This window comes from Streptomyces sp. NBC_00984, assembly GCF_045162475.1.
Lineage (GTDB): Bacteria > Actinomycetota > Actinomycetes > Streptomycetales > Streptomycetaceae > Streptomyces.
This window is the reverse complement of record NZ_CP108734.1, coordinates 7909398-7936175: the sequence shown is the minus strand read 5'-3', so window position 1 is coordinate 7936175 and position 26778 is coordinate 7909398. Positions and strand designations below refer to the sequence as shown.

General features: G+C 72.3%; 20 protein-coding genes and 1 pseudogene. 11 read left to right on the top strand and 10 right to left on the bottom strand.

What is annotated here, in order from left to right; all coding sequences use genetic code 11:
* Positions 1–149: 149 nt before the first annotated feature.
* Both OG520_RS35350 and OG520_RS35345 read left to right on the top strand, forming a co-directional pair.
* Positions 150–1238 (top strand): WD40/YVTN/BNR-like repeat-containing protein, encoded by a 1089-nt coding sequence (locus OG520_RS35350; RefSeq protein WP_406015816.1) that lies wholly within the window; start codon positions 150–152, stop codon positions 1236–1238.
* Positions 1239–1432: 194 nt separating this feature from the next.
* A complete protein-coding gene (locus OG520_RS35345) occupies positions 1433–4252 on the top strand; it encodes a hypothetical protein (RefSeq protein WP_406015815.1) in 2820 nt (939 codons plus the stop codon).
* 116 nt (positions 4253–4368) lie between these two features.
* On the opposite strand, the gene OG520_RS35340 is transcribed toward OG520_RS35345, so the two are convergent.
* The gene (locus tag OG520_RS35340; RefSeq protein ID WP_406015814.1) at positions 4369–5046 is read right to left on the bottom strand and encodes a uracil-DNA glycosylase; all 678 of its coding nucleotides are present in this window, start codon (positions 5044–5046) and stop codon (positions 4369–4371) included.
* A gap of 125 nt (positions 5047–5171) precedes the next feature.
* On the opposite strand from OG520_RS35340, the gene OG520_RS35335 reads away from it, so the two are divergent.
* Entirely contained in the window at positions 5172–6221 is a 1050-nt protein-coding gene (locus OG520_RS35335) for an N-acetylglucosamine kinase (protein ID WP_399331866.1), read from the top strand.
* 119 nt (positions 6222–6340) lie between these two features.
* Positions 6341–7264 carry a sirohydrochlorin chelatase gene (locus OG520_RS35330; RefSeq protein WP_406015813.1) on the top strand — a complete coding sequence of 308 codons (924 nt, stop codon included), beginning with the start codon at positions 6341–6343 and terminating at the stop codon, positions 7262–7264.
* 90 nt (positions 7265–7354) lie between these two features.
* Here the strand turns inward: OG520_RS35330 and OG520_RS35325 are convergent, their stop codons facing one another.
* From OG520_RS35325 to OG520_RS35295, 7 genes are all read right to left on the bottom strand, one after another.
* Positions 7355–8425, bottom strand: a complete 1071-nt coding sequence (locus tag OG520_RS35325) for a lactonase family protein (protein WP_399331924.1) — start codon at positions 8423–8425, stop codon at positions 7355–7357.
* 142 nt (positions 8426–8567) lie between these two features.
* Complete coding sequence (locus OG520_RS35320) at positions 8568–10073, bottom strand: FUSC family protein (RefSeq protein ID WP_406015812.1); 1506 nt, start codon at positions 10071–10073, stop codon at positions 8568–8570.
* A 238-nt stretch (positions 10074–10311) separates the two neighbouring features.
* The gene (locus OG520_RS35315; protein ID WP_399331860.1) at positions 10312–11466 is read right to left on the bottom strand and encodes a glycosyltransferase family 4 protein; all 1155 of its coding nucleotides are present in this window, start codon (positions 11464–11466) and stop codon (positions 10312–10314) included.
* A gap of 225 nt (positions 11467–11691) precedes the next feature.
* Complete coding sequence (locus OG520_RS35310; protein ID WP_399331858.1) at positions 11692–12363, bottom strand: response regulator; 672 nt, start codon at positions 12361–12363, stop codon at positions 11692–11694.
* The gene (locus OG520_RS35305) at positions 12360–13709 is read right to left on the bottom strand and encodes a sensor histidine kinase (protein WP_406015811.1); all 1350 of its coding nucleotides are present in this window, start codon (positions 13707–13709) and stop codon (positions 12360–12362) included. Before OG520_RS35305 ends, OG520_RS35310 begins: the two co-directional genes overlap by 4 nt.
* Before the next feature lie 10 nt (positions 13710–13719).
* Positions 13720–14886 (bottom strand): acyltransferase, encoded by a 1167-nt coding sequence (locus tag OG520_RS35300; RefSeq protein WP_406015810.1) that lies wholly within the window; start codon positions 14884–14886, stop codon positions 13720–13722.
* Entirely contained in the window at positions 14879–15856 is a 978-nt protein-coding gene (locus tag OG520_RS35295; RefSeq protein ID WP_406015809.1) for an alpha/beta hydrolase, read from the bottom strand. The genes OG520_RS35300 and OG520_RS35295 overlap by 8 nt, the downstream gene beginning before the upstream one ends.
* 259 nt (positions 15857–16115) lie before the next feature.
* Between OG520_RS35295 and OG520_RS35290 the strand changes: the two genes are divergently transcribed.
* From OG520_RS35290 to OG520_RS35280, 3 genes are all read left to right on the top strand, one after another.
* Positions 16116–16601 (top strand): Lrp/AsnC family transcriptional regulator, encoded by a 486-nt coding sequence (locus OG520_RS35290; protein WP_389978720.1) that lies wholly within the window; start codon positions 16116–16118, stop codon positions 16599–16601.
* A gap of 25 nt (positions 16602–16626) precedes the next feature.
* Entirely contained in the window at positions 16627–17319 is a 693-nt protein-coding gene (locus tag OG520_RS35285; protein ID WP_406015808.1) for an HAD family hydrolase, read from the top strand.
* A 303-nt stretch (positions 17320–17622) separates the two neighbouring features.
* The gene (locus OG520_RS35280) at positions 17623–18849 is read left to right on the top strand and encodes a serine/threonine-protein kinase (protein ID WP_406016639.1); all 1227 of its coding nucleotides are present in this window, start codon (positions 17623–17625) and stop codon (positions 18847–18849) included.
* Positions 18850–18854: 5 nt separating this feature from the next.
* Here OG520_RS35280 and OG520_RS35275 read toward each other — a convergent pair whose 3' ends face one another.
* Entirely contained in the window at positions 18855–19781 is a 927-nt protein-coding gene (locus OG520_RS35275) for an aldo/keto reductase (protein WP_406015807.1), read from the bottom strand.
* Between the two features lie 352 nt (positions 19782–20133).
* Between OG520_RS35275 and OG520_RS35270 the strand changes: the two genes are divergently transcribed.
* Both OG520_RS35270 and OG520_RS35265 read left to right on the top strand, forming a co-directional pair.
* A complete protein-coding gene (locus tag OG520_RS35270) occupies positions 20134–20631 on the top strand; it encodes a hypothetical protein (RefSeq protein ID WP_406015806.1) in 498 nt (165 codons plus the stop codon).
* A 242-nt stretch (positions 20632–20873) separates the two neighbouring features.
* Positions 20874–24356 carry a M28 family peptidase gene (locus tag OG520_RS35265; RefSeq protein ID WP_406016638.1) on the top strand — a complete coding sequence of 1161 codons (3483 nt, stop codon included), beginning with the start codon at positions 20874–20876 and terminating at the stop codon, positions 24354–24356.
* A gap of 60 nt (positions 24357–24416) precedes the next feature.
* Here the strand turns inward: OG520_RS35265 and OG520_RS35260 are convergent, their stop codons facing one another.
* Positions 24417–25862 carry a helix-turn-helix domain-containing protein gene (locus OG520_RS35260; RefSeq protein ID WP_406015805.1) on the bottom strand — a complete coding sequence of 482 codons (1446 nt, stop codon included), beginning with the start codon at positions 25860–25862 and terminating at the stop codon, positions 24417–24419.
* A 246-nt stretch (positions 25863–26108) separates the two neighbouring features.
* On the opposite strand from OG520_RS35260, the gene OG520_RS35255 reads away from it, so the two are divergent.
* Positions 26109–26258 (top strand): hypothetical protein, encoded by a 150-nt coding sequence (locus OG520_RS35255; protein ID WP_399331842.1) that lies wholly within the window; start codon positions 26109–26111, stop codon positions 26256–26258.
* Between the two features lie 385 nt (positions 26259–26643).
* A pseudogene (locus OG520_RS35250) lies at positions 26644–26769 on the top strand (DNA-binding response regulator); the annotation flags it as partial.
* Between the last annotated feature and the right edge of the window lie 9 nt (positions 26770–26778).

The window sequence follows — 26778 nt, the reverse complement described above, 5'->3', positions numbered from 1 at the left end:
AAGCGCTTTCTACGTCTGCTGCACCGTACCCGCGAAGACCGCGTACGCAACAGGGCCCGGGTGTCAGGAGGCTGCCCTGCGGGCCGCTGTCAGTGGTCGGGTGCAGACTGGCCCTTATCCGACACAACGGCGTTTCGGGAGGTTCGGTCATGACCGACGTACTGCTCACCGTGGGCACCCGCAAGGGACTCTTCATCGGCCGCGGGCGCGGTGGCGCGTGGGAGTTCGACGGCCCGTATTTCAAGGCGCAGGCGATCTATTCGATCGCCATCGACACCCGCAGGCAGGTTCCACGAATCCTGGTCGGCGGTGACAGCGCGCACTGGGGCCCGTCGGTCTTCCACTCGGACGACCTGGGCCGGACCTGGGCCGAACCAGAACAACCAGCGGTGAAGTTCCCCCGGTTCACCGAGACATCGCTGGAGCGGGTCTGGCAGCTGCATCCGGCCGGCCCCGAGGCGCCCGGTGTCGTGTACGCGGGCACCGAGCCCGCCGCGCTGTTCCGTTCCGAGGACGGCGGGGAGTCCTTCGAGCTGGTCCGCCCGCTGTGGGAGCACCCGACGCGTTCGAAATGGGTGCCCGGCGGGGGCGGTGAGGGGCTGCACACCATCCTGACGGACCCGAGGGATGCCCGCGCCGTGACCGTCGCGGTCTCCACGGCCGGGGTGTTCCGCACCAAGGACGGCGGTGCGAGCTGGGCTCCGTCGAACAGAGGGGTGTCCGCGGTCTTCCTCCCCGACCCGGATCCGGAGTTCGGTCAGTGCGTCCACAAGGTGGCGAGGGACGCGGTCGATCCCGACCGGCTCTATCTCCAGAACCACTGGGGAGTGTTCCGGAGCGACGACTCCGGGGACAACTGGACCGACATCGGGCAGGGACTGCCGTCCGACTTCGGTTTCGCCGCGGCCGCGCACCCGCACCGCGCGGACACCGCGTACATCTTCCCGATCAATGCCGATGCCGACCGGGTGCCCGCCGAGCACCGCTGCCGGGTGTTCCGTACCGGTGACGCGGGCAGCACCTGGGAGCCGCTGTCGACGGGCCTGCCCGAGGAGATGCACTACGGCACGGTGCTGCGCGACGCGCTCTGTACGGACGACGCGGACCCGGCGGGTGTCTACTTCGGCAATCGCAACGGCGAGGTGTACGCCAGCGCGGACGACGGGGACAACTGGCAGCAGCTCGCCTCGCATCTTCCGGATGTCCTGTGCGTGCGGGCGGCGGTGATCGGCGCCTGAACAACGGCCGGCCGTGTGCCGGCCCATGGCTCGTTCCGTTCGGTCATCGGCCCAACTCATCGCCCCGAAGCATCAGTTCCGCGCACTGCGACGCGGGCTGAGGCAACCCCTGGGCTTCACTCTCCGTCCTTCGGGAACGGGGGCCCCAGGAATCTCTGGGGTGTTCGAGAAGGCCGATGACCAGGAGGACCACCTTGACCCGTGTCTCGCGCACGGTTACCGCCGCACTGGCGGTACTCACCCTGACCGTTGGATGGCCGGAGTTGGCGCGCGCGTCGCCGCAACCGGCACACACGCAGCGTTCCACCGATTCCATATCCCCCACGTCGTCCTCCATATCCCGGGGAGGATCGGACGACCGGCTCCCGGCGGGCTGGCGGGTCACCGGTACGGGAACCGGGAAGCAGCTCGTCTGGGCCTCGCCCGACCCGGTACCCATGGGCGATGCCCGTGTCGAGTTCTACGCCGGGGACAAGCTCCTGGGCCGGCCGGTGGCCACGCGGGACCGGCGGGCCTTCCGGCTGAGGCTCGACGGCGCGGACATCGGACGCGTGACGGGCCTCAAGGCACTGGCGGGCGGACGCCGTCTCGACGCCTCCGGAGCCCGGCGGGCCCCGGACGCCCGGCGGGCCGCCGAGGCGGCGCAGCCGGCAGCTCCTCTGCCCGCGAATCCCGTCGACCCCGGCGTACCGGGCAAGTACCGGACCGTCAGCGGCGAGTACGCACTGAAGTCGGTGCGGTTGCCCGGCTTCACCGCTCCGGTGGAGATGCGCGCCGCGGTGGTGTCACCGGTCGGCGCACCGGGACGCCGGCCACTCGCACTGTTCCTGCACGGCCGTCACTACACGTGCTTCAACGCCAAGGGCGACCAGGGCATGTCCTGGCCCTGCGAGGCGGGCACACGGCCGGTGCCGAGCCATCGAGGCTATCTGCGTGACCAGAAGCTCCTGGCCTCGCAGGGCTACGTCACCGTCTCCATCTCGGCCAACGGGATAAACGGGCAGGACGACAGTGCCGACGACGGCGGCGCCCAGGCTCGCTCGTCCCTGGTGCGGCTGCATCTGGCCCGTTGGGCCGGCTGGGCCGCCGACCGGGCCGGGGCACCCGCGGCCGTGCGCGCCGCACCGCCTGCCGACATGTCCAAGGTGCTGCTCGTCGGCCACTCCCGAGGCGGGGAAGGCGTCAACCGGGCCGCGCTCGACAGCCTCTACCGGCCGCCGGCGGACCAGGACGGCTACCGGGGCCCGGTGCGCTGGCGCATTCGCGGCACCGTCCTGATCGGTCCCACCGTCTTCGGGCAGAACCCCGTTCCCGATGTGCCGTCCATGACCATCCTGCCGGGCTGCGACGGCGACGTGTCCGATCTCCAGGGCCAGATCTATGTCGACGGCACCCGCGGCGTCAGCAGCGGCGCCGCACTGCACAGCGCGGTCTACATGGTCGGCGCCAACCACAACTTCTTCAACAGTGAGTGGACGCCGGGACAGGCCGAGGCACCCGCCGAGGACGACTTCTGGGACGACGGCACCCCGGACCCGGTGTGCACTCCGGGCAAGAAGGCCCGGCTCGGCGCCACCCGGCAACAGGCCGCCGGGGCCACGTACATCGCCGCGGCGGCCCGGCTGTTCGTCGCGGGTGACGACCGCGTACGGCCGCTGCTGGACGGCTCGGACCGGCGCGCGCCCTCGGCCGGCCCGGCACGCGTGCTCACCCACGCGGTCGGCGGGAAGCGGACGCCCGCGTTCCTGCCGGACACCTCGGTGGCCGTGAGCGGCGGCCGGGTGTGCGCGCAGGTGGATCCCGATCCGGGCCGCGCCTGTCTGCCGCCCGAAGGGACCGCCGTCTCCCCGCACTTCGCCATGTGGGACACGCCGCGGGAGCCCGGCCGCTACGCGGTCGCGATGCGCTGGTCGAAGCCGGGTAGCGCGGTGAGGATCCGTCCCGCCCGTCCGGTCTCCGTGGCGGGTTCCGAATCGCTGGCACTCCGGCTGATCGTGCCGCCCGACACCACCGGCACCCGGCTGGACATCGCCCTCACCGATACCGAGGGCCGACGGGCGACACTCGGCACGGCCCGGATCGACGGGCTACCGGGCAGCGACCGGACCGCGTCCTACTGGGGGCGCGAGATCCGCGTGCCGCTCTCCGCCGCCGTACGGAGCAAGGTGGACCTGAAGCGGGTGAAGTCCCTGGAACTGACTCCGCGCAGTGGGCCGGGGCAGGCCTGGCTGGTCGACGCGTGGGGCTGGCGCCCCGGTACGCCGCCGGTTCGGGCGGCCTCGCTGCCGCGAGTGGACATCGGCCATCTGACCGTCGAGGAAGGCGACTCCGGGGTCCGGACCTATCGCATCCCGGTGCGGGTCTCCGGGCACGGTAGCGGCCGGGTCCGGCTGTTCGTCGCCGAGCCGGACAAGGACGAGGCCGACTACCGGACGGTGACGGTGCGTCCGGGCAGCCATGCCATCGATGTGCCGGTCGAGGTGCGGGGCAACACCCGCTTCGGCTACGACGTCACGCACAGCGTGTTCGTCAAGGCGGTTCGCGGCGCCGTCGTCGGCTCCCACCTCGGCGGTCTGACCGTGCGGAACGACGACCCGATGCCCACGGTCGAGGTGAAGCCGGTCGCGGACCATGTCACCGAGGGGCAGAGCCTGCGCTGGCGGGTCTCGCTCTCCGCGGTCGCCGATGTCGACATGGACTCCGTCGGTTTCGACATCCTGCCGGTCGACCACGGGGCGGAGCTGTCCACCCTGGACGTCGACGGGCAGTGGCTGCAGGACACGTTCGGTGAGTCGCCGAGCCCGGCCCGACCGCTGTCCAAGGTGGTGGAGACGCCGTATCTGCCGACCACCGTGCCCGCCGGCAAGCTGAGTGCCGAGGTGACCGTGCCCACGGTCGGTGACGGAGTCGAGGAGCCGGAGGAATCTCTGCGGATGCGGATGATCACCTACGACGAATCCTGGGAACCGCACGAGGGACCGGTGTTCACCGGCACGGTGCGCGACGCGTCATGACGCGTGACGTGCCGCGCGTGACCTGAGGACGTGGCACCGGCCCCGCGAAGGAGCCGGTGCCACTCCGGGGTCGGCGAGGCGTGCGCCCCGGTCCGGCGCGATGCCGGGCAGGGGCGCTACGGCAGCCGCCAGTCGACTTCCTGGGCCCCCTGGCGCAGCAGGAGTTCGTTGGTGCGGCTGAACGGGCGCGAGCCGAAGAAGCCGCGGTCCGCCGACATGGGCGAGGGGTGCGCGGACTCGATCGCCGGGAAGCCGTCGAGGAACGGCCGCAGGTTGCGGGCGTCACGCCCCCACAGCACGGACATCAGCGGCTTGCCGCGGGCGGCCAGGGCGCGGATGGCCTGTTCGGTGACTTCCTCCCAGCCCTTGCCGCGGTGCGCGCCCGGTTTGCGGGGCGCCGTGGTGAGAGCCCTGTTCAGCAGGAGTACGCCCTGTCGCGTCCAGGGCGTCAGATCGCCGTTCGACGGACGCGGAAGCCCCAGGTCCGTGTGCAGTTCCCGGAAGATGTTCTCCAGGCTGCCGGGTACCTGAGGCACTTCGGGGGCCACGGAGAAGCTCAGCCCCATCGCCATTCCGGGCGTCGGGTAGGGGTCCTGACCGACGATCAGGACGCGTACGTCGTCGAAGGGCTGCTGGAACGCGCGCAGAACGTTCGCTCCGGCCGGCAGGTAGGTGCGTCCCGCCGCCACCTCCGCGCGCAGGAAATCGCCCATCGCTGCGATGCGTCCGGCCACGGGGGCGAGTGCCTCGGCCCAGCCGGGCTCGACTACTTCATTCAACGGTCGTGGTGCCACGGAACGTCACTCTACCGGCGTACACGGACCGCCTCCGACCCCCGAACCCGCACTCCCCCGAACCCGGCCCGCGGTACTGGGGATAGGCTGCCGCCGTCATTCCTCTTCCTCCCTGGAGCCGGCCCATGAGCGCACCGCGGCGATCACCGGAAAGCACCGCCGCCGCACCTGGGCCGTATGTGCTCGGCGTGGACTCGGGGGGTTCGGGGCTGCGCGTGGCGCTGGGCACCGTCGGCGGGTCCGCCCCGGTGGCGACGACGGTCTGCGGCGGTCCGGTGCGCACCGGACCGGCCGGGATCGACGCGGGCCATCTGCTGGAACAACTGCTGCCCGCCGCCCGCACGCTGCTGGAGCAGCACGGCGGGGAGGACGGCTCGGGAATCGACGCCGTGGCGATCGGCGCCGCCGGAATGGCGACCCTCGGCGGGCAGCTGCGCGCGGAGCTCCCGTCGGCCCTGGAGGGCGCGCTCGGGGTGCGGCGGCTGGCTCTGGCCGCCGACGCGGTGACCGCGTACGCGGGGGCGGTCGGTCAGCGCCCGGGGGCGGTCGTCGCGGCCGGCACGGGCATGATCGCGCTGGGTACGGATCTGACCAGCTGGCGCCGGGCCGACGGCTGGGGGCATCTGCTGGGTGACAGCGGTGGCGGAGCCTGGATCGGCCGGGCCGGGCTCGATGCGGCCATGCGCGCCCATGACGGGCGGCGCGGCGGATCCGCCGCTCTGCTGTCCCGGCTGGAGGCGGTGTTCGGGCCGGCGCCGGAGCTGCCCGGCCTGCTCTATCCGCGTACCGACCGGCCCGCCGTACTGGCCTCGTTCGCACCCGAGGTTGCCGCGTGCGCCGCGCACGATCCGGTCGCCGCGGGGATTCTGCGCGAGGCCGCGGTACATGTCGCGGAGGCGGCCGCTGCGGTGTGCCCGAAGGCGGGGGCCGACGGCGAGCCGTGCGAAGTGGCGCTGACGGGTGGCCTGTTCCGGATGGGCGATCCGCTGCTCGTACCGCTGCGCGAGGAGCTGTCCCGACTGCTTCCGCACGCACGGGCGGTCCCCGGTTCGGGTGATCCGTTGACCGGTGCACTGTCCATCGCCCAGGCGCTGGCGGCCGGGGATCTGCGGCTGCCCCGCCACCCGACGCTGCTCCGGGTGCCTGGTGAAGGGCCTGAGCAGAAGCCCGAGTAGCCGGCGACAGAGCGGGACAGTCGACCAGTAAGCCGCTGATCGGATAAAAGCGGACAGATAACGCCTGCCTGGGCCCTCCCCGAACAGAGCCGCACCCAAAACCAGTAGCATGCGGCGCCATGAGCACCCCCACTGGGCCCGCTTCCGGCCTGCCTGTACGAATGCCGCGACCTCGCCAGTCCGGACGGCACCGCCGCCCGGAGCCCGTGGTCGCACCCGAGGGCGCGGCAGCGCTCGTTCTCGCCCTTCCCGGTACCCCCTCTTCGGCCACGCGCAGCCTGGCCGAAGAGGTGATCAGCATCGCCCGTTCCGAGCTGCCCGGCCTCAACGCCCGGATCGGCTACCTCGACGGCGACGATACCGAGTACCCCACGCTCTCCGCCGTGCTCACCCACTGCGCCGCCGAGCGCGTCGCGCGCTTCGAGCAGGCACGGGCCGTGGGCCGTGAGGTCGCCGAGCCCGAAGGGCCGTCCGCCGTCGTCGTGCCGCTGCTCGCGGGACCGGACAGTGCCCTGATCCGGCGGATACGGCAGGCCGTGATGGACAGCGGTACGCAGGTCGAGCTGACCGATGTGCTCGGCCCGCACCCGCTGCTCGCCGAGGCGCTGCACGTACGGCTCTCCGAGGCCGGTCTCGCCCGCGCCGACCGGGCCAGGCTCTTCACGGTGGCCACGGCCGCCGACGGCATCGTGCTGGCCACGGTGGGGGGCGACGAGGCCGTGCAGGCCGCCGGGATCACCGGCATGCTGCTGGCCGCCCGGCTCGCGGTACCGGTGATGGCCGCGGCGCTCGACGTCGAGGGTTCCGTCGCGTCGATCGCCGAGCAGCTCACGAGCTCCGGCTCGGCGCAGCTCGCGTTGGCTCCGTACCTCGTCGGCCCGGAGGTGGCCGAGGGGCTGCTGGACGCCGCCGCGAAGGAGGCGGGCTGCGCGACGGCCGAGCCGCTCGGCGCGTACCCGGCGATCGGCAAGCTCGTGCTGTCGATGTACATGACGACGCTCGGGATCACTCCGGTCGCGCCGCAGGGTGCCCAGGCGCACTGACCGGTGCCGGGTGTGCCCGGCAGTCCACCATCGCCGTACGGGCCCGGCCCACCGGGCCCGTACGGCGATCGTGCTGTGCGCGGTACGAAGTCAGGCGAAGATCACGCAGGACGCGGCAGGTGCGTCCAGCGAGCCCGCGCGACGCGGGATGCCGGTCGCCGGGTCGATGTCGAACCAGGTGACGTCGCCGGACCGCTCGTTGGCCGCGTACAGCCGGCGGCCGGTGGGGTCGAGTGCGAGATCGCGCGGCCAGTGCCCGCCGCAGTCCACGGTCGTGACCAGGGTCGCCTTCTCGCCGGTCGCGTCGAGGGCGAGAACCGAGATGCTGTCGTGCCCCCGGTTGGCGGTCCAGAGGAACCGTCCGTCGTGCGAGACGACGACCTCGGAGGGGTAGGTCGCCGCGTCACTGTCCTCCGCCGGTTCCGCGGGCAGGACGGACGTCTCCCCGACCGGTTCCAGGACGCCTGCGGCGGCATTCCACCTGCATGTGGTGACGGTCGGTTCGAGTTCGTTCAGGACGTACGCGTGGCCGCCTGCGGGGTGGAACGCCAGATGGCGCGGGCCCGTACCAGGCCGCAGGGCCGTCTCACCGTGCAGCTTCAGTGTTCCGGTCGTCGTGTCGAGCGCGCAGATCCGTACGGAGTCCGTTCCGAGGTCCACGCCGAGCACCCAGTTCCCCGAGGGATCCGGCAGCACCTGGTGGGCGTGCGGGGCCCGCTGCCGGTCGGCATTCGGACCGCTGCCCTCGTGCTGGAGCACGGAGGCGACCGGGCCGAGCGAACCGTCCGCCCGCACGGGCAGGACGCTGACGCTGCCCGAGTCGTAGTTGGCGGTGAGCAGATGACCGCCCGCGAGTGCGAGATGGGTCGGGCCGCTGCCGTCCACCGGCCGGATCCCGCCGACCGGCTGCGGCACGTCACCGGTGATGTCCAGGGCGGCCGCCGCACCGTGCTCGGTCTCGCTGACCGCGTAGAGCGCGCCGCCGCCCGGCCCCGGTCCATGGCCCAGGGCGAGATACGAGGGGTCGGGAACCGTGTCCGTGGTGCCGAGGACGGTCAGCGCCCCGGTCTCCTGGTCCACGGCGGCGACGGTGATTCCCCGTCCGCCCGCCGAGGTGAACGACCCGATGAATGCCCGCACCGCGCCGTCGTCGCTGCCCACCGCACTGCCAGTCACCGCATTGCCCCTCTCCGCCGACTGATCACGACGGTCCGTACCGACGTGATCTTCCGGGGCGACGGTAGCAGTCACCCGCCAGGTCCAGACCAGTGCCTCTGCTGCCGGGCCCGCCCGCGCGGGCGCCTCACACAGTGATCAGCGGGGCGCGCGGATCGCTGTGCAGCGGTGCGGCGAGTTCGGCCAGTGCCCGCTCCAGGCCGTGCAGATGGGCGAGCGCGGGCTCGGCCGCGACCGCGTGCGGCGGGACACCGGGTACGCCCGCCCGGTGCCGCGGGTCGGGGGCCGTCAGGGCCTCCACGGATGCCTCGACCCGCCAGCAGGCGGCGGCGAGGCGGGCGTCGTGGGATGCCTCCGGGTCCGCCGCGACGGAGGCCAGTCCGCGCACCTCGCGCGCGCAGGCGTCCAGCAGGGCGAGGACCTGACCGGCACGGGCCTTGCGGGCGCGCAGCGGGCTGAGCGGGTGCACCAGCGGGGCCAGGGACATCCGCACCCGGCCGAGCAGCGCCTCCAGCTCGGCGATCCGGGGTGCGGGATCGGCGGTCGGCGATCCCGAGAGCCGTGCGGCGGCTTCCGCGGTACAGGCATGCACACAGCGCAGGGCCCGCTGGATCCACGCGTCGGTCGTGGCGTGCGTGGTGACCGGCAGCACGAGCAGCACCGCGAGCATCGCGCCGAGCGCGCCCGCACCCGTCTCCGTGAGACGCAGCACGAGCAGGGCGGGGTCCAGCACGCCGAGGAGTCCGTAGAGCGCCCCGGCCATCACGGTCACCGAGAACACCATCCAGGTGTGGGAGACCGCCGCGGTGTAGAAGATCCCGAAGACTCCGGCGGCGACCACGACCGCGGTGGGCACGGGCGCTCCGTGCAGCGGAACGACGACGGCCAGCCCGATGGGGACGCCGACCAGTGTTCCCAGCACCCGGCGGAAGCCGCGCACCAGCGTCTCGCCGCGCGAGGCGGTGTTCACGAAGACCCACCATGTGGCGCCCACGGCCCAGTACCAGCGCTCCTCGGAGAGGACGAGTCCCGCCATCAGCGCGAGGGCTCCGCCCGCGGTCGCCTGGATCGCCTGCCGCGTGGTGGCCCGGCCCAGCCCCGTGCCGGTGACCGGGGCGGGGACGACCGCGGCGGGCTGCCGCCGCTCGTAGCACCACAGCCCGAAGCGGACGGCCGACGAGACGAGCAGGGAGAGGGCGACCGCCGAGTACAGCTCGGGCAGCTGCCCGGGAAGGGTGTGGAGGAACTGCGTGGTGAAGAAGGCCATGAACGCGAACACGCCGAGCGAGTGGCCGCGCGGCCCCCACCGCCGGGCGTACACACCCGCGCCGATGACCGCAAGGAAGGCCATGTCCCGGGCCACCGGGTGGTCGTGCAGTCCCGCGGCGAGGGCGAGTACGGGGAAACCGGCGACAGGCAACAGGGCCGTGGTGATCGCCTGCCCCCGCACCGTGGTGTCCAGCACCGTGAACAGGGCCAGCAGCGCGGCGAGGCCGCCGGTGACGGCCGCGACGAGGGAGTGGCCGGCCAGACCGCACGCCGCGACGGCCAGTCCGATGCCCAGGACGGCCCGGACACCGCTGCGCAGCCTCGTTCGGCCCGGGTCCGGGGCAACGAACATCTTCTTCAGCACCACTTGCTCCCGCTTCCGCGCACCGGTCCTGCACACCGGCATGAAAAAGGCGCCGCGGAGATCCGCAGCGCCATCGACGGGTACATCACAACATCCTTGCGGCTCATGGCTCAACTCGGGCCAATATCACTGAGCCATTGGCACAGTGATTGCCGGGTCTGCTGCGCCATGAGTAAGCCAACGGACCGGCGGCGCACCGAACCACGTCCGGTGCGCCGCACCACCCCGCGGCGGCTCCCTACTCCTCGCCCGGCAAGGGCACCCGCGCCTGCTCGACAGGGGTCAGAAGGTGTGTCAGGTGGCGGGCCGAGGCGTCCCAGGACCAGGACTCCCGGACCCACTCACGGCCCGCGGCGCCCATCGCGGCCCGGTCGGGGTCGAGGAGTATCCCGGTCAGCGCCTCGGCGACGGCCGCGGGGTCGGTGCCGTCCACGACCCGGCCGGTCCTGCCGTCGAGGACGGTGTCCGGAGCACCGCCCGAGTCGCCGACGACCACCGGCAGACCGCTCGCCGCCGCCTCCAGGAACACGATCCCGAGCCCCTCCGCCTCCAGACCCGCGCGCCGGGTGCGGCAGGGCATCGCGAAGACGTCCGCCGCGGCGTAGTAGGGCGGCGTATCGGTGTGCGAGACGCCGCCCGCGAAGTGCACGGCCCCCTCGGCGTGCCGCGCCGCCAGTTTGCGCAGCCGGGCCTCGTCGGGCCCCTGGCCGACCACCACCAGCACGGCGTCGGGCACCCTGCTCCGGATCAGCGGCAGGGCCCGGATGAGGGTGTCCTGGCCCTTGCGGGGGACGAGCCTGGCCACGCACAGGATGACGCGCTTGCCGTGCAGCGCGAGTTCGGAGAGCGGGTCGGGCCCGGCGTCGGCGCGGGGCCGGTACACCTCGGCGTCGACCCCGGGAACCAGTCGGCTCATGCGCGCACGCGGGCCGAGCGCGGGCTCGATCCGGGCGCGCGTGTACTGGCCCAGGTAGGTGACCACGTCGACGCCGCCGCCTATCCGGCGCATGAGCCCGCGCGCGCCGGGTGTTCTCGCCCACCAGATCTCGTGGCCGTGGGTGGTCGCCACGATGCGCCGTACGCCGCTGCGCCGCAGGGCCGGCGCCATCAGGGCCAGCGGGGCGGCGGCGCCGAACCAGACCCGGTCGCAGCCGTGGGCCCCGGCGATCTCGACGGCCCTGCGGGTCACCCGGCCGGTCGGCAGCAGCATGCGGCTCGGATCCCGTACGACAGGGAACGGCAGGTTCGCGTCGTAGGCGGCGTCACCGGGCTCGTGCGAGGTGTAGACGACCACGTCGTCGTCCGGGACGCGGGTGGCCATCGCGTGCACGAAGGTCTCGATGCCGCCCTGGCGCGGCGGGAAGTCATTGGTGATGACAAGGGTGGAGCCCATGGACTTTTCGGTTCCTTCGGTTGGTCGGCATCGGTCGGACCGCGAGGTGGAGGCAGCTTGCTGCCCGGTCTCGGGACACGGCGGCTCGCCGGGCGGGCCTCGGCCCGATCGGTCGGTGTCGGTTCGGTTCTGTACGCGCCGGAGCCGTACCGCTCCTGCCGTTCCCGGTCGTGCGGGGGCAAGTGGCGGACTCGGACGCGGTGTTACGTGGGTGACGGAGCGGGCTCAGTAGCCGGCCGGGCGCACCAGACCCGTCTCATAGGCGTGGACCGCGGCCTGGGTCCGGTCGCGCAGTCCCAGCTTGGAAAGGATCCGGCCCACATGGGACTTCACGGTCTGTTCGGCCACCACGAGACGCTCGGCGATCTCGGTGTTGGACAGGCCCTGCGCGATCAGGGCCAGCACCTCGGTCTCACGCTCCGTCAGTTCACCGGTGCGGGACTTGAGCTGGGCGCGCGGACCGGCACTCACCCGGGCGAACTCGGCGATCAGCCGCTTGGTGATGTTCGGGGCGAGCAGGGCCTCACCCTGCGCCACCACCCGTACCGCATGGGCGAGTTCGTCGGCCGAGGCGTCCTTCAGGAGGAACCCGGACGCGCCCGCGCGCAGCGCCTCGTAGACGTACTCGTCGAGATCGAAGGTGGTCAGGACGAGAACCTTGACGGTGGCGCCGTCGGCCCCGGTGACGACGCGTGTCGCCTCTATGCCGCCGAGCCGGGGCATGCGGATGTCCATCAGAACGACGTCCGGGGCGAGTTCGGCCACCTTCTCCACGGCGTCGGCACCGTCCACCGCCTGGCCGACGACCTCGATGCCGGGTTCGGCGTTCAGCAGCACCGTGAGGCCCTGCCGGACCATCATCTGGTCGTCGGCGATCAGAACGCGGATGGCCGTCATCGGGTGTCCTCGGCAAGGTCGGCGGGCGCGGCGGGACCGGCGGGCTCCGCAGGGGGCGGTGCGGGCAGTATCGCAGTGACTTCGTACCCGCCGTCGGGGGTTGCTCCGGTGGCGAGCTCGCCTCCCAGCATCGCGGTGCGCTCGCGCATGCCGAGCAGGCCGTGACCGGCGCCCGGGGTGGGCGGGGCGGCCCGGTCCGGCGCGGTGTTGGTGATCCGGACCGTGACCCCGGCCGCCCGGTGGCAGATCTCCACCCGCACCCGCGCACCCGGCGCGTGCCGCATCGCGTTGCTGAGCGCCTCCTGCACGATGCGGAACGCCGACAACTCGACGCCCGGCGACAGCGGACGCGGCTCCCCGGTGGTCGCGACGGTGACCGTGAGCCCGGCACCGCGCGCGTTGCCGATCAGTTCGTCGAGCCGTTCCAGGGTGGGCTGCGGGGCGTGCCGAACGGCCTGCGGCAGGGGGTCCTCGGAGCGCAGTACGCCGAGCACCCTGCGCAGTTCGGTGAGCGCGTCGACCGCGTTCCTGCGGATGCCCTCGGCGTTCTCCCTCAGCTCGTCGGACGGGTTCTCGACCAGGTGCGGGACGACCTGCGCCTGGATGGAGATGACCGACATGTGGTGGGCGACCACGTCGTGCAGCTCGCGTGCGATGCGGTTGCGCTCCTCCAGCAGGGTGCGTCTGGCACGCTCCTCGGCGGTGAGCTCCTCCTGCTCGACCAGCTGTGTACGGGCCACCGCGAGGCCGTGCAGCGCGACACCCATCACCACCGTGATGACGAGGACGGCGACGGCGAGGCGGATGTCGTTGGCGCTGCGCCAGGGGGTGCCCGCTCCGCAGAGGAGCCCCGCGAGCACGGTGATCGTCAGGGTCTCGGCGGCGATCCGGGGGCGCATCCGCAGCGCGACCAGGAACAGCACTCCGGCCTGCATCGCGATCCCGGCCCCGCTCCAGGGGAACGCTCCGTTCCACGGCACCCGCGACCCGAAGCCGGAGTTCGCGGCGAACGGGGTGACCAGCACCATGATGAGCATCGACGCCCACCAGGCCTGAACCGGGCGGTACAGAGCGACGACGATCGCCGCCGACTGGACCCCGGCGAAGAGGATGCCGAGCTGAATGCCCATCCCGAAGTCGAAGGCGTACTGGTTGCTGCCCGCGATGAGCACCCCCACCGTGAACATCAGCAGCGGCACCATGATCACCGGCCGCCACTCCAGCCAACGCGGCTGCCCCGACTGCCCGTTCGGGTCGACCGCCGAGGTCGCGAGGTCCTCGCGCAGGGTACGGGGCAATGCCCGCAGTACCCGCGCCGATCGCTTCACCATGTCCCCCCGGTTCACAGCTCGCACCTTAGACACGTCGTGCCGCCACCGATCCGGCGGGTCGCCCCTCGCGGACGACCAGGTTCTTCGTCCGCGGTGACCGCCGCTGCTCGTAACCGCGGAACGCCAGCCAGCAGATCAGCAGCGCAAGGGCGAACACCGGCAGCCAGGCCAGCCGGGCGAGTACCCAGCCGGGTCCGTCGGGCACGGTGTGCAGGCCCGGCAGCGCCCCGCCCGCCAACAGGCCGGTCGCGGTGACCGCGATCATCGCGGTCTGGTGCCACAGGAACACCGTCATCGCCGAGAGGTTCACCGTCGCCACCACCGCCCACAGTGCGGGGCGTCGCAGCAGCCGGCGCAGCGGGCCGAGCAGCAGCAGCGCCGCCCCGCACTGCGCGAGGCCGAAGGTGACCACGACGAGGGTCGGCGGGTCGAGGTTGGAGATCTCCACACCGGGCACCCCGACCATGGCCGCGGGGTAGCCGGCCCACAGGACCAGTCCGGCGGTGGCCGCGGCCCCGCCGAGCAGCAGCGTCCAGCCGGTCCGGCGGCTGAGCAGCTCGCCGCGGGACCAGGCCGCGCCCAGGCAGTACGGCACCAGCCAGCCCGCCGCCACGTTGACCGAGGCGAATCCGCCGGGAGCGTCGAGGCCGAACCGGTAGAGGTCGACAACCAGCACGACGGCGAACGGCCACAGCGGATGCAGCTTCGCCACCAGCGGGGTCGCCGCCGTCAACGCCGCGAAGACCACGATGAACCAGAGCGGGGACCACACCAGCTTGCACAGGGCGCGCACGGTGTCCTGGTCCACCCCGGAGGCGAGCATCGTGCACGCCGCCACGGTCCATACGACCGGCACCACGGCCATCGGGCGCAACAGCCGGCCCATCCGCGTGCGCAGCCACCGGCCGTAGCTCTCGCCCCGGGCGCGGGCGGCGGCATGACTCCTCGCGCCGACCAGTCCGCCGACCAGGAAGAAGACCGCGAGGGTCTGGAGCATCCAGGAGACCGGGGTGAGGCCGGGCATGTACTGGAGCGGACTCGCTCCGTGCACCGTGCCGCTGTCGACGACCAGTGCGGTCACCAGCCAGTGGCCGAGGACGACGCCGAGGATGGCGATGGCGCGCAGTGCGTCGACGGCGCGGTCGCGGTCGGCGGGGGTGGCGGATTCGATCCGGCGGGTGAAATCACGCATGGTGCCCTCCCGGGGTCCTGGCGGATCCGGCCGCGCCGGCCACGATCCGGGCGATGTTCCTCAGTGGTTCGGAACCGGTCTTCAGGTAGTCGCTGTGACCGCCGGAGCCCGCCGCGAAGATCTCGGCACCGAACCCGGGCGAGACCGGGTCCGTTCCGAACCCGATGTCCACGAAGGGCAGTCGGAGCTCCACGTGCGGTACGTCCGCGATCCAGTCGTGGCCGGCGCGGCCCGCCCAGACGGTGGCCGGGGTGTGCAGGGCGGCGGCGCTCCGGTAGCCGGTGCCCGGACTGCCGTACAGGACGATGTCGGCGACCCGCAGTCCGTGCGCGGCCCGTGCGCAGACGACGGAGCCGTAGGAGTGGCAGAGGACGGTGGTACGGGCCGCGGGCTTGAGCCGCAACAACTCTGCTATGAATCGCACAAGTTCGGGGGCGGCCTCGACGGCCCGCCCCGAAGTGAGCGAGGTGGGGCTCACCGTCGCCGGCGTCCGGTATCCGAGCCAGGCGACCACCGCCGACCGCTCGCCCAGTTCCCTGCGCAGCGCGAGCGAGCCGTTGCGCAGGCGCCAGTAGTGGTCGATGTCGATGCCCGCGCCGGGGACCAGTACGGCGATCCGTTCCGCGTGCGACAGATCGCCGACGACCTCGACGCCGCGGCCGCCGTCGCGGCCGTCGAAGGCGAGGAAACGGCGGTCGGGGGCGGCCATGGTGTGCAGCGCGGCAGCGCGCCTGCGGTCACCGTGACGGGCCGCCGCCCGCTCGGCCGCGCCGATGTCGGCCCGTGTCGCGGCGTACCGCCCGGCGAGAGCCTCGGGCGCGGCCGTACGCAGCGGGCCCCGGACGGCCGGAGCGGGCGCCGGTACGGCCGCGGGGCCCGCCGCGCCCGAGACCGGCACCGCCACCGAGGCGGCCACCAGCGCGGCGAGCAGGCCGCGGCGCAGGCGGGACCTGCGCGGATGGGACGGCATGACGGGTTGTTCCTTCCGTACCTGGTGGCTTCAGCGCTTCGGTGCTTCGGTGCTTCGGTGTTCGGTGCTTCGGTACAGAAGCTATGGACGGGGCCCTGTAGTCGGCGTCCCACCGGGGTGTGAACCTTTTCCGTAGCTCTCAAGGACTACGGGTATGACACGCGGTCAGTTCCGGACCGGACCGCTCCGGCAGGGCCTCCGCTGTGCCGTTGGTACAGTCGCAGCCCGGATCGTCGTACCAGGAAGAGGCCAGCGGACCATGGCGGTGGACGCCCTAGACACCCGTATCCTCCGACTGCTCATCGAGCAGCCGCGTACCAGCGTCCGCGAGTACGCGCGCATCCTCTCCATCGCGCGGGGCACCCTCCAGGCCCGGATCGACCGGCTGGAGCGGGACGGTGTGATCACCGGTACCGGGCCGGTCCTGTCCCCCGCGGCGCTGGGCCACCCGGTGCTGGCCTTCGCCCATCTGGAGGTCACCCAGGGGCATCTCGACGAGGTCGGCGAGGCGCTCGCCGAGGTGCCGGAGATCGTCGAGGCCTTCTCGACCACGGGCGGCGGGGATCTGCTGGCGCGGGTGGTGGCCCGTGACAACGGGCACCTGGAGGATGTGATCCAGCGGCTGATCCAGTTGCCCGGAGTGGTCAGGACACGTACCGAGGTGGCGCTGCGGGAACGGGTGCCGCACCGGCTGCTTCCGCTGGTCGAATCGGTGGGCCGTACGGCGGCGGGCGGGCGGAAGTGATCACCGGCTTGGCATGCTGGACGCCATGAGTTCTCCGCACCTCCCCGAACCGGCCGTCGTCTTCGATCTCGACGCCACGCTGGTGGACAGCGAGCCCAACTACTACGAGGCGGCGCGCCGCCTGCTGGCGGAGTACGGCGTGCCCGGCTTCACCTGGGCCGAGCACCTCGGGTTCATCGGCATCGGCGTCCACGAGACGCTGGCGGCCCTGCGCGACAGGTACGGGATCAAGGCGCCCGTCGGCGAACTGGTGGCGGGACAGGACGCCCTGTATCTGGAACTGGCCAGGACGTCGACCGAAGTCTTCCCCCAGATGCGGAAGTTCGTGGACCGGCTGCACCTGGACGGCGTCGCCATGGCGGTCGCGTCGGGTTCGTCGCGGGCGGCGATCGAGGCGGTGCTGGCGGGCACCGGACTCGACGCATGTCTGACCACGTACGTCTCCGCCGAAGAGGTGGCGCACGGCAAGCCGGAACCGGATGTGTTCCTGGAGGCGGCCCGGCGCCTGGGTACGGCGCCGGCCCGCTGTGTGGTGCTGGAGGACTCCGCCCCGGGCGCGGCGGCGGCGCATGCGGCGGGCATGCGCTGCATCGCGATTCCCTATGTGGCCGCGACGGCCGGCGATCCGGCGTTCGAGGCGGCCGGTCTTCTCTTTCCGGGCGGGCAGGGCGAGTTCACGGCGCAAACCGCGTACGACTGGCTGTTCCCGGAGGCATGATCCCGGTCCGCGCCCGCCCGGCAGTCGCCGTCCGTTCGTCGACACCTGGTGAGAGGAGCGCGGCCGACGGGAAAACAGACGGTTCGTCCCCGCCCGCCGGAGCCCGGCGGGGACGGCGGGGCACTCGACGGGACCACGAGGTCCGGCGGCCCGATATCCTGATCTTGCCGCGCGCCCCCCACCTCGCCCCGATCCCGGTCGGGTCGCCGCCGTGGCAGCAGAAGCGGCCCACAATTCGAGATTGGTGCACAGGTGCTGGTAGCTGGTCGGTACCGGTTGATTTCCCCCATCGGCCGCGGCGGCATGGGCGAGGTGTGGCGTGCCGCGGACGAAGTGCTCGGCAGAGCGGTCGCCGTCAAGCTGCTGCTGGGCGGCCACGCGGACGAGTCGGCCACCGCCCGGTTCCGGCTGGAGGCGCAGACCGCGGCCCGCCTGAGCCACCCTCATCTGGTGGCCGTGTTCGACTTCGGGGCCTGGGAGGACCGCTTCTTCCTCGTGATGGAGCTCGTCGAGGGCAGGAGCCTGGGCGATCTCCTCTCGGCCGAGGAGCGGCTCGGCGCCGAGCAGGTCGCCCGGATCGCCGGTCAGGCGGCCGCGGGTCTCGCCGCCGCCCATCGCCAGGGCATCGTGCACCGTGACATCAAGCCCGGGAACCTGATGCTGGACGCCGAGGGGTCCGTCAAGATCGGCGACTTCGGTATCGCCCAGTTCGTCGACGACCCGTCCGCCGCGCTGACCACGACGGGACAGATCGTCGGCACCAGTCTCTATCTCGCCCCGGAGCGCGCCCTGGGCCGTACGGCCGGTGCGGCGTCCGACATGTACTCCCTCGGCTGTGTGATCTACCAGCTTCTGTTGGGAGATCCGCCGTTCCGCTCGGACACGGCGACCGCCACGCTCTATCAACATGTCGATACGCCGCCCGTACCGCTCAGACAGCGGGGCGTCGACCTGTCCCCGGCCTTCGACTCCTACCTGCTGGGGCTGCTCGCGAAGCAGCCCGAGGACCGGCCCGGCGCCCAGCAGGTCGCCGAGTGGTTCCAGGGCGATGCCTGGCGTGGGCAGCCGGAGCCCCTGCCGATGTACGCCCCGGCCCCGCCCGCGGCGACCGGCGCTCCGCGCGTTTCCGCACCCGCGGGGACGGGCATTCCGCGCCCCCCGGCAGCCGCGCCCGCGTACGGCCCCGCCCCGACGGCCGGCTCCGCCGAGCAGGGCGCGGGCATGACGACGTATCGGCTGCCGCAGTCCGGTGGCCGCAGACGCCGCCCGGCGGAACGGGCCGCACCCGCCCGGCGGGGTTCCGGCGCCCGGGACGCGATCAGGCGCCGGCCCAGGGTGGCGAGCGCCATCGCCGGCACGGTCGCCTTCATCGCGGCCGTGTACCTGGGGATGACCCTGTTCTCCCCGGACTCCGGCTCACCCGACACCCCCGGCTCCGGCCCGACCGCGACCACCGGGCCGCAGTCGAACGCCCCCTCGTCCGCACCGGAGCAGCCGGTACAGGACGAGGAGGGCGACGAGGAGGACTGACTCCGTCACCGCGCCTGCGGAGCTACGGCGGCGGACGGGCCCTGCTGCAGCAGGGTCAGTTCCTCCGGCGAGAGCCGCAGCGCACCGGCGGCCACGTTGGCCTCCAGATGGGCCGGATTCCCGGTGCCCGGGATGGCCAGCACATGGGAGCCCTGATGCAGCGTCCACGCCAGCCGGACCTGAACGGACGAGACCCCGTGGGCGCGGGCCATCGCGAGGATCTCCGGCCGTTCCGACCCGACGGGCCCCGCCTCGCGCCCCTCCCCCGCGATGGAGTAGAAGGGCACGAAGGCGATTCCCTCTTCGCCGCAGATCCGGAGCAGTTCCGACGAGCCGGGAAGGGACGAGTCGACCGCGAACCGGTTCTGCACGCAGACGACGGGTGCGATCGCCTGCGCCTCGGCGAGCTGTGACGGCCGGACGTTGGAGAGACCGAGGTGGCGGATGAGCCCCTTCCCGCGCAGCTCGGCCAGCACGCCGAAGTGCTCGGCGATCGGGGCGGGCCCGTAGGTGCGCAGGTTCACCACGTCCAGGTGGTCACGGCCGAGCTGACGAAGATTCTCCTCGACCTGTCCCCGCAGCTGTTCGGGCCGGGCCCAGGGCAGCCAGTCACCGGAGGGGGCACGGCCCGGCCCGACCTTGGTGGTGATGACGAGGTCGTCCGGGTAGGGCCCCAGTGCCCGGTTGATCAGCTCGTTCGCGGAGCGCAGCGACGAGAAGTAGAAGGCCGCCGTGTCGATGTGGTTGACGCCGAGCTCCACCGCGCGGCGCAGCACGGCGATGGCCCGGTCGCGGTCGCTCGGGGCCGCGTCGTCGTCGAACGCCGCGCCCTTCTGCGTCAAGCGCATGGCGCCGAATCCGATGCGGTTGACCGTGAGGTCGCCGAGCCGCCAGGTGCCCGACGCTGCTGCCGCAAGGGTCTCCGTGGTCATGATCCGAGCCTTTCTGTCCCTGTCCCGCAGTCGGCTCCGTCGGGGCGGTGGAGCTCCGCCCACCAGGCAGACTTGCAATCAATCACCTTCACTGGTACGTTGGTTATGAGAACTGTCCCCTCGTCAGATCCTGTCATGCGTGCATGATAATGGCGGGCGCCTGTTCTGTACAGCCCCGCTCCCGGCCTGCGGCCCATGCGTCAAGCAACCGTCAGGACCCTCCGCCCCGACGTCAGCGCTTCGTCAACGGACGCCGTCGGGACCGGCGGTCGCGCTTAGCGTCACTGCCATGCGACGCCACATCACCCGGAGCACTCCCGGCCCTCACGGCTTGCGACCGCCCCCCTCCGGCATGACCGCCCATGACCACGGCTGGACCGCCGACCTGCGTTTCGCGATCCACTGCTCCGTGGCGCTCCTCGGGCTGCTGCTGACCGTCGACGCGGCGGCCGGTCGTCTCAGCTGGTCGCGCGCCCTGTTGTGGACCGGGCTGGCCGCCCTGTTGTGCGCGGTCCTGGTGCCGCCGCGGGTCCGGGCGGGCGTCGGCCGGCTCTCCTGCCGGGGCCTGTTGCGCGAGCGGACCGTGCGCACCGACCGGCTCGTGTCGGTGCGCTGGTCGGACGGCGTGGCCCAGCGCCTGGTGCTCCGTGACACCGACGGCTGCCGGGTCGAGGTCGACCCGGAGGTGTTCCTCGCGAATCCGGCTCTGTGGCACCGACTGGCCGAGGATGCCCGCGGCTGCGTGGAGCGCGGGACGCTGCGATGCGGAGTGACGGCACTGCGACAGCTGTCCGACCGCATCGACCGCAGGCACGCGCGCACGGTGTTCACGATCTCCGGACTGGAGTGACCACCGCGCGCACCACCGACGTTGTGTGATCCCACCACCGCGGCTTGACCAAACTTGCCAAGTCCCCCGGCACCCCCCGCAGTTCGTTGACGAGTCCATGACGACGTGTGAGTGTTCGGTCGCTCGATCACGGACGCCGGGGGCGCGGGCGGCCGACCACGGCCGGAGCAAGTGCGTCATGGTACGCGGCTGCCCGTGATCGAGGCCCCCCGAATCAAGGAGCCTCGATGAAACTCAGACCGATGACGGCCGGGACGACCCTGGCCGTCCTCGCCGGAATGCTGGTCGTCACCGGCGGGCAGTCTGCATCCGCCGAACCGTCCCCGCCCGCCCCGAGCGCGCTCTCGGCCGCCGTGTCGGCGGCCGACCGGGCCGCCGCCAGTGGTCTCGACACCCTGGCGAAGGGGCCCGAAGAGCGGTACGAGAGACAGATGGTGACCCCTTGGGTCAAGGGTCTGTACTCCGTCGCGTACCAGCGCACCTACCGCGGGCTGCCGGTCGTCGGCGGGGACGCCGTCGTGGTGGCCGACTCCGAGGGCCGGGTCCGCGGCACCCAGTCCGCGGTGTCCCGCCGGATCAACGTGCCGACCACACCGACCATTTCCGCCGGGGCGGCCGAGACCACCGCCCGTAAGAAGCTCCGTACGGTGCAGCGGGTGGAATCGCACCGGCTCGTGGTCCGTGCCACGGACAAGTCCTCCCGGCTGGCCTGGGAGACGGTACTCACCGGGCGCACCGCCAAGTCCCCCAGCCGGCTGCATGTCTTCGTCGACGCGGGCACCGGCAAGGTGCTCGACAGCTACGACGACGTCAAGGCGGGCACCGGGAACAGCCAGTGGAACGGCCCGTCACCGCTGGCCATCGACACCACCGCGTCCGGCAGCAGCTATTCGCTGCGCGACCCGAACCGGCCCGGCCTGAGCTGCGCCGACTACAGCACGGGCAGTGTCTTCAGCAAGTCCAGTGACTCCTGGGGCACCGGCAACGCCTCCAGCAAGGAGACCGGCTGCGTCGACGTCATGTGGGCGGCGCAGCACGAGTGGAACATGCTCAAGGACTGGCTCGGCCGCAACGGACACAACGGCAACGGCGGCAGCTGGCCGGTCGAGGTCGGGCTGAACGACGTCAACGCCTACTGGGACGGCTCCTCGGTCTCCATCGGCCACAACAACGCCAACCAGTGGATCGGCGCGATCGACGTGGTGGGCCACGAGTTCGGCCACGGCATCGACCAGTACACGCCCGGCGGTGCCAACAACGAGTCCGGTCTCGGTGAGGCCACGGGCGACATCATGGGCGCCCTGACCGAGGCGTACACCAATGAGCCGGCGCCGTACGACGACCCCGACTACACCGTTGGCGAGAAGATCAACCTGGTCGGCAACGGGCCGATCCGGATCATGTACAACCCGGGGCAGATCGGCGACCCGAACTGCTACAGCTCCTCGATACCCAACACCGAGGAGCACGCCGCGGCCGGTCCGCTCAACCACTGGTTCTATCTGCTGGCCGAGGGCTCGAGCCCCGGCGGCGGCAAGCCGTCCAGCCCCACCTGCAACAGCTCCTCGGTCACCGGTGTCGGCATCCAGAGCGCGGGCAAGGTCTTCTACGGCGGCATGCTGCTGAAGACGAGCGGGATGACCTACAAGCGCTACCGCACGGCCACGCTGACCGCCGCGAAGAACCTGGACCCGGGCTGTGTGCTCTTCGACCGGACCAAGGCCGCCTGGGACGCCATCAGCGTTCCCGCGCAGAGCGGAGACCCCGCCTGTACGCCCAGCGGCAACAACGACTTCACGATGTCCCTGGACCCGGCGTCGGGCTCCGTGAAGCCGGGCAGTTCGGTGACGGCCACGGTGCGGACCTCGGTCAGCTCCGGGAGCGCGCAGGCGGTCGGTCTGACGGCGAGCGGTCTGCCCAGCGGTGTCACCGCGACCTTCAGCCCGTCGTCGGTGCAGGCCGGAGCCTCCTCGACGATGACCGTGTCGGCGTCCTCGAACGCCGCGCCCGGCGCGTACACCTTCACGGTGAAGGGTGACGGCACCCAGAGCCACACCGCGCAGTACACCCTGACCGTCGACAACGGCGGCGGCAACCCCGGCGGCGGCGCACCGGACATCAGCGTCGCCAACGTGCAGGCGCACCTCACTCAGCTGAACACCATCGCCACCCAGAACGGCGGCAACCGCCGGGCCGGCAGCGCCGGTTACACGGCCTCCGTCGCCTATGTGAAGAGCAAGCTGCAGGCCGCCGGCTACACCGTCAGCGAGCAGACCTGCACCAGCTGCACCTACCAGGGCAACAACCTCATCGCCGACTGGCCGGGCGGCCCGACCGACCAGACGATCATGTTCGGCTCCCACCTGGACGGCGTCTCGGCCGGCCCCGGCATCAACGACAACGGCTCGGGCTCGGCCACCCTGCTGGAGAACGCCCTCGCGCTGGCCCAGCGGAACCCCACCATGACGAAGCACGTCCGCTTCGCCTGGTGGAACGGCGAGGAGCAGGGCCTCCAGGGCTCCGAGTACTACGTCGGCCAGCTCAGCGCGGCCCAGCGCAGCGCCATCAAGGCGTACTACAACTTCGACATGGTGGCCTCGACCAACGCCGGCTACTTCATCAACAACGTGAACTCGGCCGCCTCGGCGCCGATGAAGGAGTACTGGGACTCGCTGAACCTCGCACCGGAGGAGAACGTCGAGGGCCAGGGCCGGTCGGACGACTACTCCTTCCAGCAGGGCGGCATCCCCACCTCGGGCTACGCGACCGGCGCCGGCGACACCAAGACCTCGGCGCAGGCCGCCAAGTGGGGCGGCACGGCGGGCCGTTCCTACGACTCCTGCTACCACTCGTCCTGTGACACCACGGCCAACATCAACGCGACCGCGCTCGACCGCAGCGCCGACGGCGTCGCGTACACCGTGTGGAAGACCTCGGTCGGCACCACCGCGCCCGCCGACGACTTCTCCGTCTCGGTGAAGCCGGTCACCGGCAACGTCCAGCCGGGCGGCTCGGTCACCGCGAGCGTGTCCACCGCGACCACCGGCGGCTCCGCGCAGACCGTGAAACTGACGGCCTCCGGCGCGCCGAGCGGGGTCACCGTCTCGTTCGCCCCGGCGTCCGTGCAGTCGGGCTCCTCCTCGACGATGACCGTCTCCGCCGGGGCCCAGGCCGCGGCGGGCACGTACACCATCACGGTGACCGGGACCGGCACGGCCACCCACACCACCACGTACTCGCTCGTCGTCGGTGGCGGCGGCACCTGCCAGGCCCGGCAGGTCGTCGTCAACGGCGGCTTCGAGAACGGTGTCGCACCGTGGACCCAGACGGACGGCGTGATCAACAACCGGACGTCGGAGAAGCCGGCCCACACGGGCGCGTACACGGCCTGGTTCGGGGGCTGGGGATCCACGCACTCGGACACGGCCTCGCAGTCGCTGACCATTCCGTCGGGCTGCTCGGCGTACCAGCTGTCGTTCTATCTGCGCGCCGACACGGACGAGTCGGCGGGCGACCCGACCGCGTACGACACGTTCACCGTGAAGCTGGGCACCAAGACGCTCGCGACGTACTCCAACGCGGACGCCGCGGGTTCCTACGCCCAGAAGACCTTCGACGTCGGCGCCTTCGCCGGCCAGACGGTCACCCTCGGATTCACCAGCAGTGAGGACGCCTATCTGCAGACCAGCTTCGTCGTGGACGACGTGACGCTGAACGCCGGCTGATCCTCCGTCGGTGTGCCATCCGGGGCGGGGCGTGTGCACACACGTCCCGCCTCCGGCGTCTCAGCGGACCACGGCCGCCAGCCGGCGGGTGAAGTCGTCGGTCTCCGGCAGGTTGTCGTGCCGGGCCGCCAACCGGCTGTGCAGGCCGCGCAGTTCCTGGCCGAGCAGCGTGGACGCGGTGACCTCGGTGGTGTCCAGGACCGGTCCCGCGATGGCGACCGCCGCCTGCGGGTCCTGGGCGCAGGCATGGGCGTCCGCCATCCGTACCAGGAACAGCATCCGCGCCGAATGCATCCCGGGCGGGAGCAGACCCAGCGCGGTGCGGGCCGCCCCGACCGCGCGCAGCGCCAGTCGCCGGTCCCCGGTCGCCGCGGCGAGGTCGCGCAGCGCCCCGGCGGCACCGGACTCCACCCGCAGGCGCACGGAGGCGACGGACAGCCAGGGCGCCTCCGTCTCGTCCTGCTCGCCGACCCGGTCCAGTTGCGACCAGGCACGGTCGATGTGGCCCAGGGTCTGCCGCGCGTCGCCCCGTACCGCGTGTCCGCGCGCCAGGTACAGATCGCTCATCGCACCGGCCCAGTACCGGCCGGCGGCGGCCTGCCGGATCGCGCCTCCGTAGGCGAGGGCGGACGGGCCGTCGCCCTCCAGCCGCGCCAGCGTGCTCATGTCGCTGAGGGCGGCCACCTCCGTTCCGACGTGACCGGCCAGTCCGGCCCAGACCAGCGACCGGTCGAGCCAGGCCATCGCCGTCGCGTTGCGGCCCCACAGCAGTCGCAGGCAGCCGGCTGACTGCGCGTACTCGGCCGCCAGCGGCGCGAGTTGGCGTTGGTACGGGGCCGCGGGCAGGGCCATCCAGCGGAGCATCGCGTGCAGGGTGCGCTCGACCACGACGGTCGCTCCGGGCCAGGCGCGCTCCTCGTCGGCCCGCAGGCAGACGGCGAGCAGCGCCGTCAGGGCATGCACCGTGTCGATGTCCAGCGCCGGGCACGCCACGGTGGCCGGGCCGAGCGAGCAGAAGGCCGAGTGCAGGGCGACGACATCGGCGAGTACGGGGACGGTGCAGCCGTCACGGCCGTGCACCGGACACATCAGCCCGTAGCTGGGCAGGCGGCTGGGCAGGACGGTGTCCGGCGGCAGCATCGCGAGCAGGGTGCCTCCCGCGGGCTCCCCGGGCAGCGGGCCCTGCCGTGCGGGGACCGGTGCGGGGCTCGTACCCGCACCCTCCTCGCCGCTGCCGCCCGCGCCCGCGGCCTCCGCCGCCTCGCAGGCGGCGAGGAGCGCGCCGCCCGCCGACATCAGCTCGTCCAGCCTGCGGGCCAGCGGCAGCGGTGTCCGGCGGGTGCCGTGCTCCAGTTTGCTGATCGCGGTGTGGTCGTATCCGACGCGGGCACCCACCTGGGCCTGGGTGAGCCCGGCGCGCCTGCGCCACTGACGCAAACAGGTGCCGAAGGCACGCCACACCTCTGCGGTGCGGGCATCCGGCGCGGGGCCCACGCCCTCGGTCACCCGGAACTCCGCGGAACCCCGCCGGATGCCCCACCCGTGCCACGCTCATGGCTCATAGCCGGGAGGATAGCGAGCGCGTGTGCGCGCTGTCCCCTGTGCGTCGGAAAGATGGCGCCTTCCCGTTCCCTCCCGTTACGCGGTGGCACCGGCCGATCCGACGCCCCGTCATATCCCTTGGTTCGCCTGCGGGATGGGGCGCGGTGGCCGATAACGCCCGGTGGCCCGGACGATTCGCAAAGGAGCCGCATGAACGGGTCGTCCGCCGGGCATATGACGGGTGACCGACAGGGGGTGGTGGCAGTGGGCCGCATCAGGATCGTCCGACGACCGCAGCTGCCGTCCCGGCCGCCGCCCCTCGATCTGAGGACCCCGTCCGGCCGCCCGCTGCCGTACTGAGCGCGGGGCCCCGGCGCGCCGCCGTCCGGGGCGGGACCGCGCCGCGCCCTGTCCGTGGGAACCCGCGAAACCTCCTTCTGCGTGATGATGGGCAGGGAGCCGTCGCGGCGAGCGGCAGTGGCCGGAGGCATCGCGTCGGCCGATGCGGAAGGGACGGCGGCCATGCACGCATCCCGGACGAAGAGACCGGCCGCGGTGTCAGCGGTCGCGCTGGCGCTGCTCGTCGCCACGCCGGCCGGCTGCCGGGGCGGCGGTGGGGGAACGGCCTCCTCGCCGAACGGCCCCGTCACTCCCACGTCCGCCGGATCGCGCGCCCACGTGCTCGCCGTGAAGATCGACAACGTCGGCCCCGCCCCCCGCAGACCGGGCTCGACAAGGCGGACATCAGCTGCACATCTCGCTCAGCTCGGTCGAGAAGAACCTCAACGCGGTCTTCGAGAAGCTCGATCTGCCGCGCGCCACCGGCTCCAGCCGACGAGTGCCGGCGGTCCTGCGCTATCTGGAGTCGTGACCGGGTTCT

Bases quoted from the DNA above. Each gene is read 5' to 3' on its own strand.
- OG520_RS35350 (WP_406015816.1), top strand. From the start codon at position 150: ATGACCGACGTACTGCTCACCGTGGGCACCCGCAAGGGACTCTTCATC.
- OG520_RS35335 (WP_399331866.1), top strand. From the start codon at position 5,172: ATGAGCGCACCGCGGCGATCACCGGAAAGCACCGCCGCCGCACCTGGG.
- OG520_RS35330 (WP_406015813.1), top strand. From the start codon at position 6,341: ATGAGCACCCCCACTGGGCCCGCTTCCGGCCTGCCTGTACGAATGCCG.
- OG520_RS35315 (WP_399331860.1), bottom strand. From the start codon at position 11,466: ATGGGCTCCACCCTTGTCATCACCAATGACTTCCCGCCGCGCCAGGGC.
- OG520_RS35310 (WP_399331858.1), bottom strand. From the start codon at position 12,363: ATGACGGCCATCCGCGTTCTGATCGCCGACGACCAGATGATGGTCCGG.
- OG520_RS35300 (WP_406015810.1), bottom strand. From the start codon at position 14,886: ATGCGTGATTTCACCCGCCGGATCGAATCCGCCACCCCCGCCGACCGC.
- OG520_RS35295 (WP_406015809.1), bottom strand. From the start codon at position 15,856: ATGCCGTCCCATCCGCGCAGGTCCCGCCTGCGCCGCGGCCTGCTCGCC.
- OG520_RS35290 (WP_389978720.1), top strand. From the start codon at position 16,116: ATGGCGGTGGACGCCCTAGACACCCGTATCCTCCGACTGCTCATCGAG.
- OG520_RS35285 (WP_406015808.1), top strand. From the start codon at position 16,627: ATGAGTTCTCCGCACCTCCCCGAACCGGCCGTCGTCTTCGATCTCGAC.
- OG520_RS35280 (WP_406016639.1), top strand. From the start codon at position 17,623: ATGGGCGAGGTGTGGCGTGCCGCGGACGAAGTGCTCGGCAGAGCGGTC.
- OG520_RS35275 (WP_406015807.1), bottom strand. From the start codon at position 19,781: ATGACCACGGAGACCCTTGCGGCAGCAGCGTCGGGCACCTGGCGGCTC.
- OG520_RS35270 (WP_406015806.1), top strand. From the start codon at position 20,134: ATGACCGCCCATGACCACGGCTGGACCGCCGACCTGCGTTTCGCGATC.
- OG520_RS35265 (WP_406016638.1), top strand. From the start codon at position 20,874: ATGACGGCCGGGACGACCCTGGCCGTCCTCGCCGGAATGCTGGTCGTC.
- OG520_RS35255 (WP_399331842.1), top strand. From the start codon at position 26,109: ATGAACGGGTCGTCCGCCGGGCATATGACGGGTGACCGACAGGGGGTG.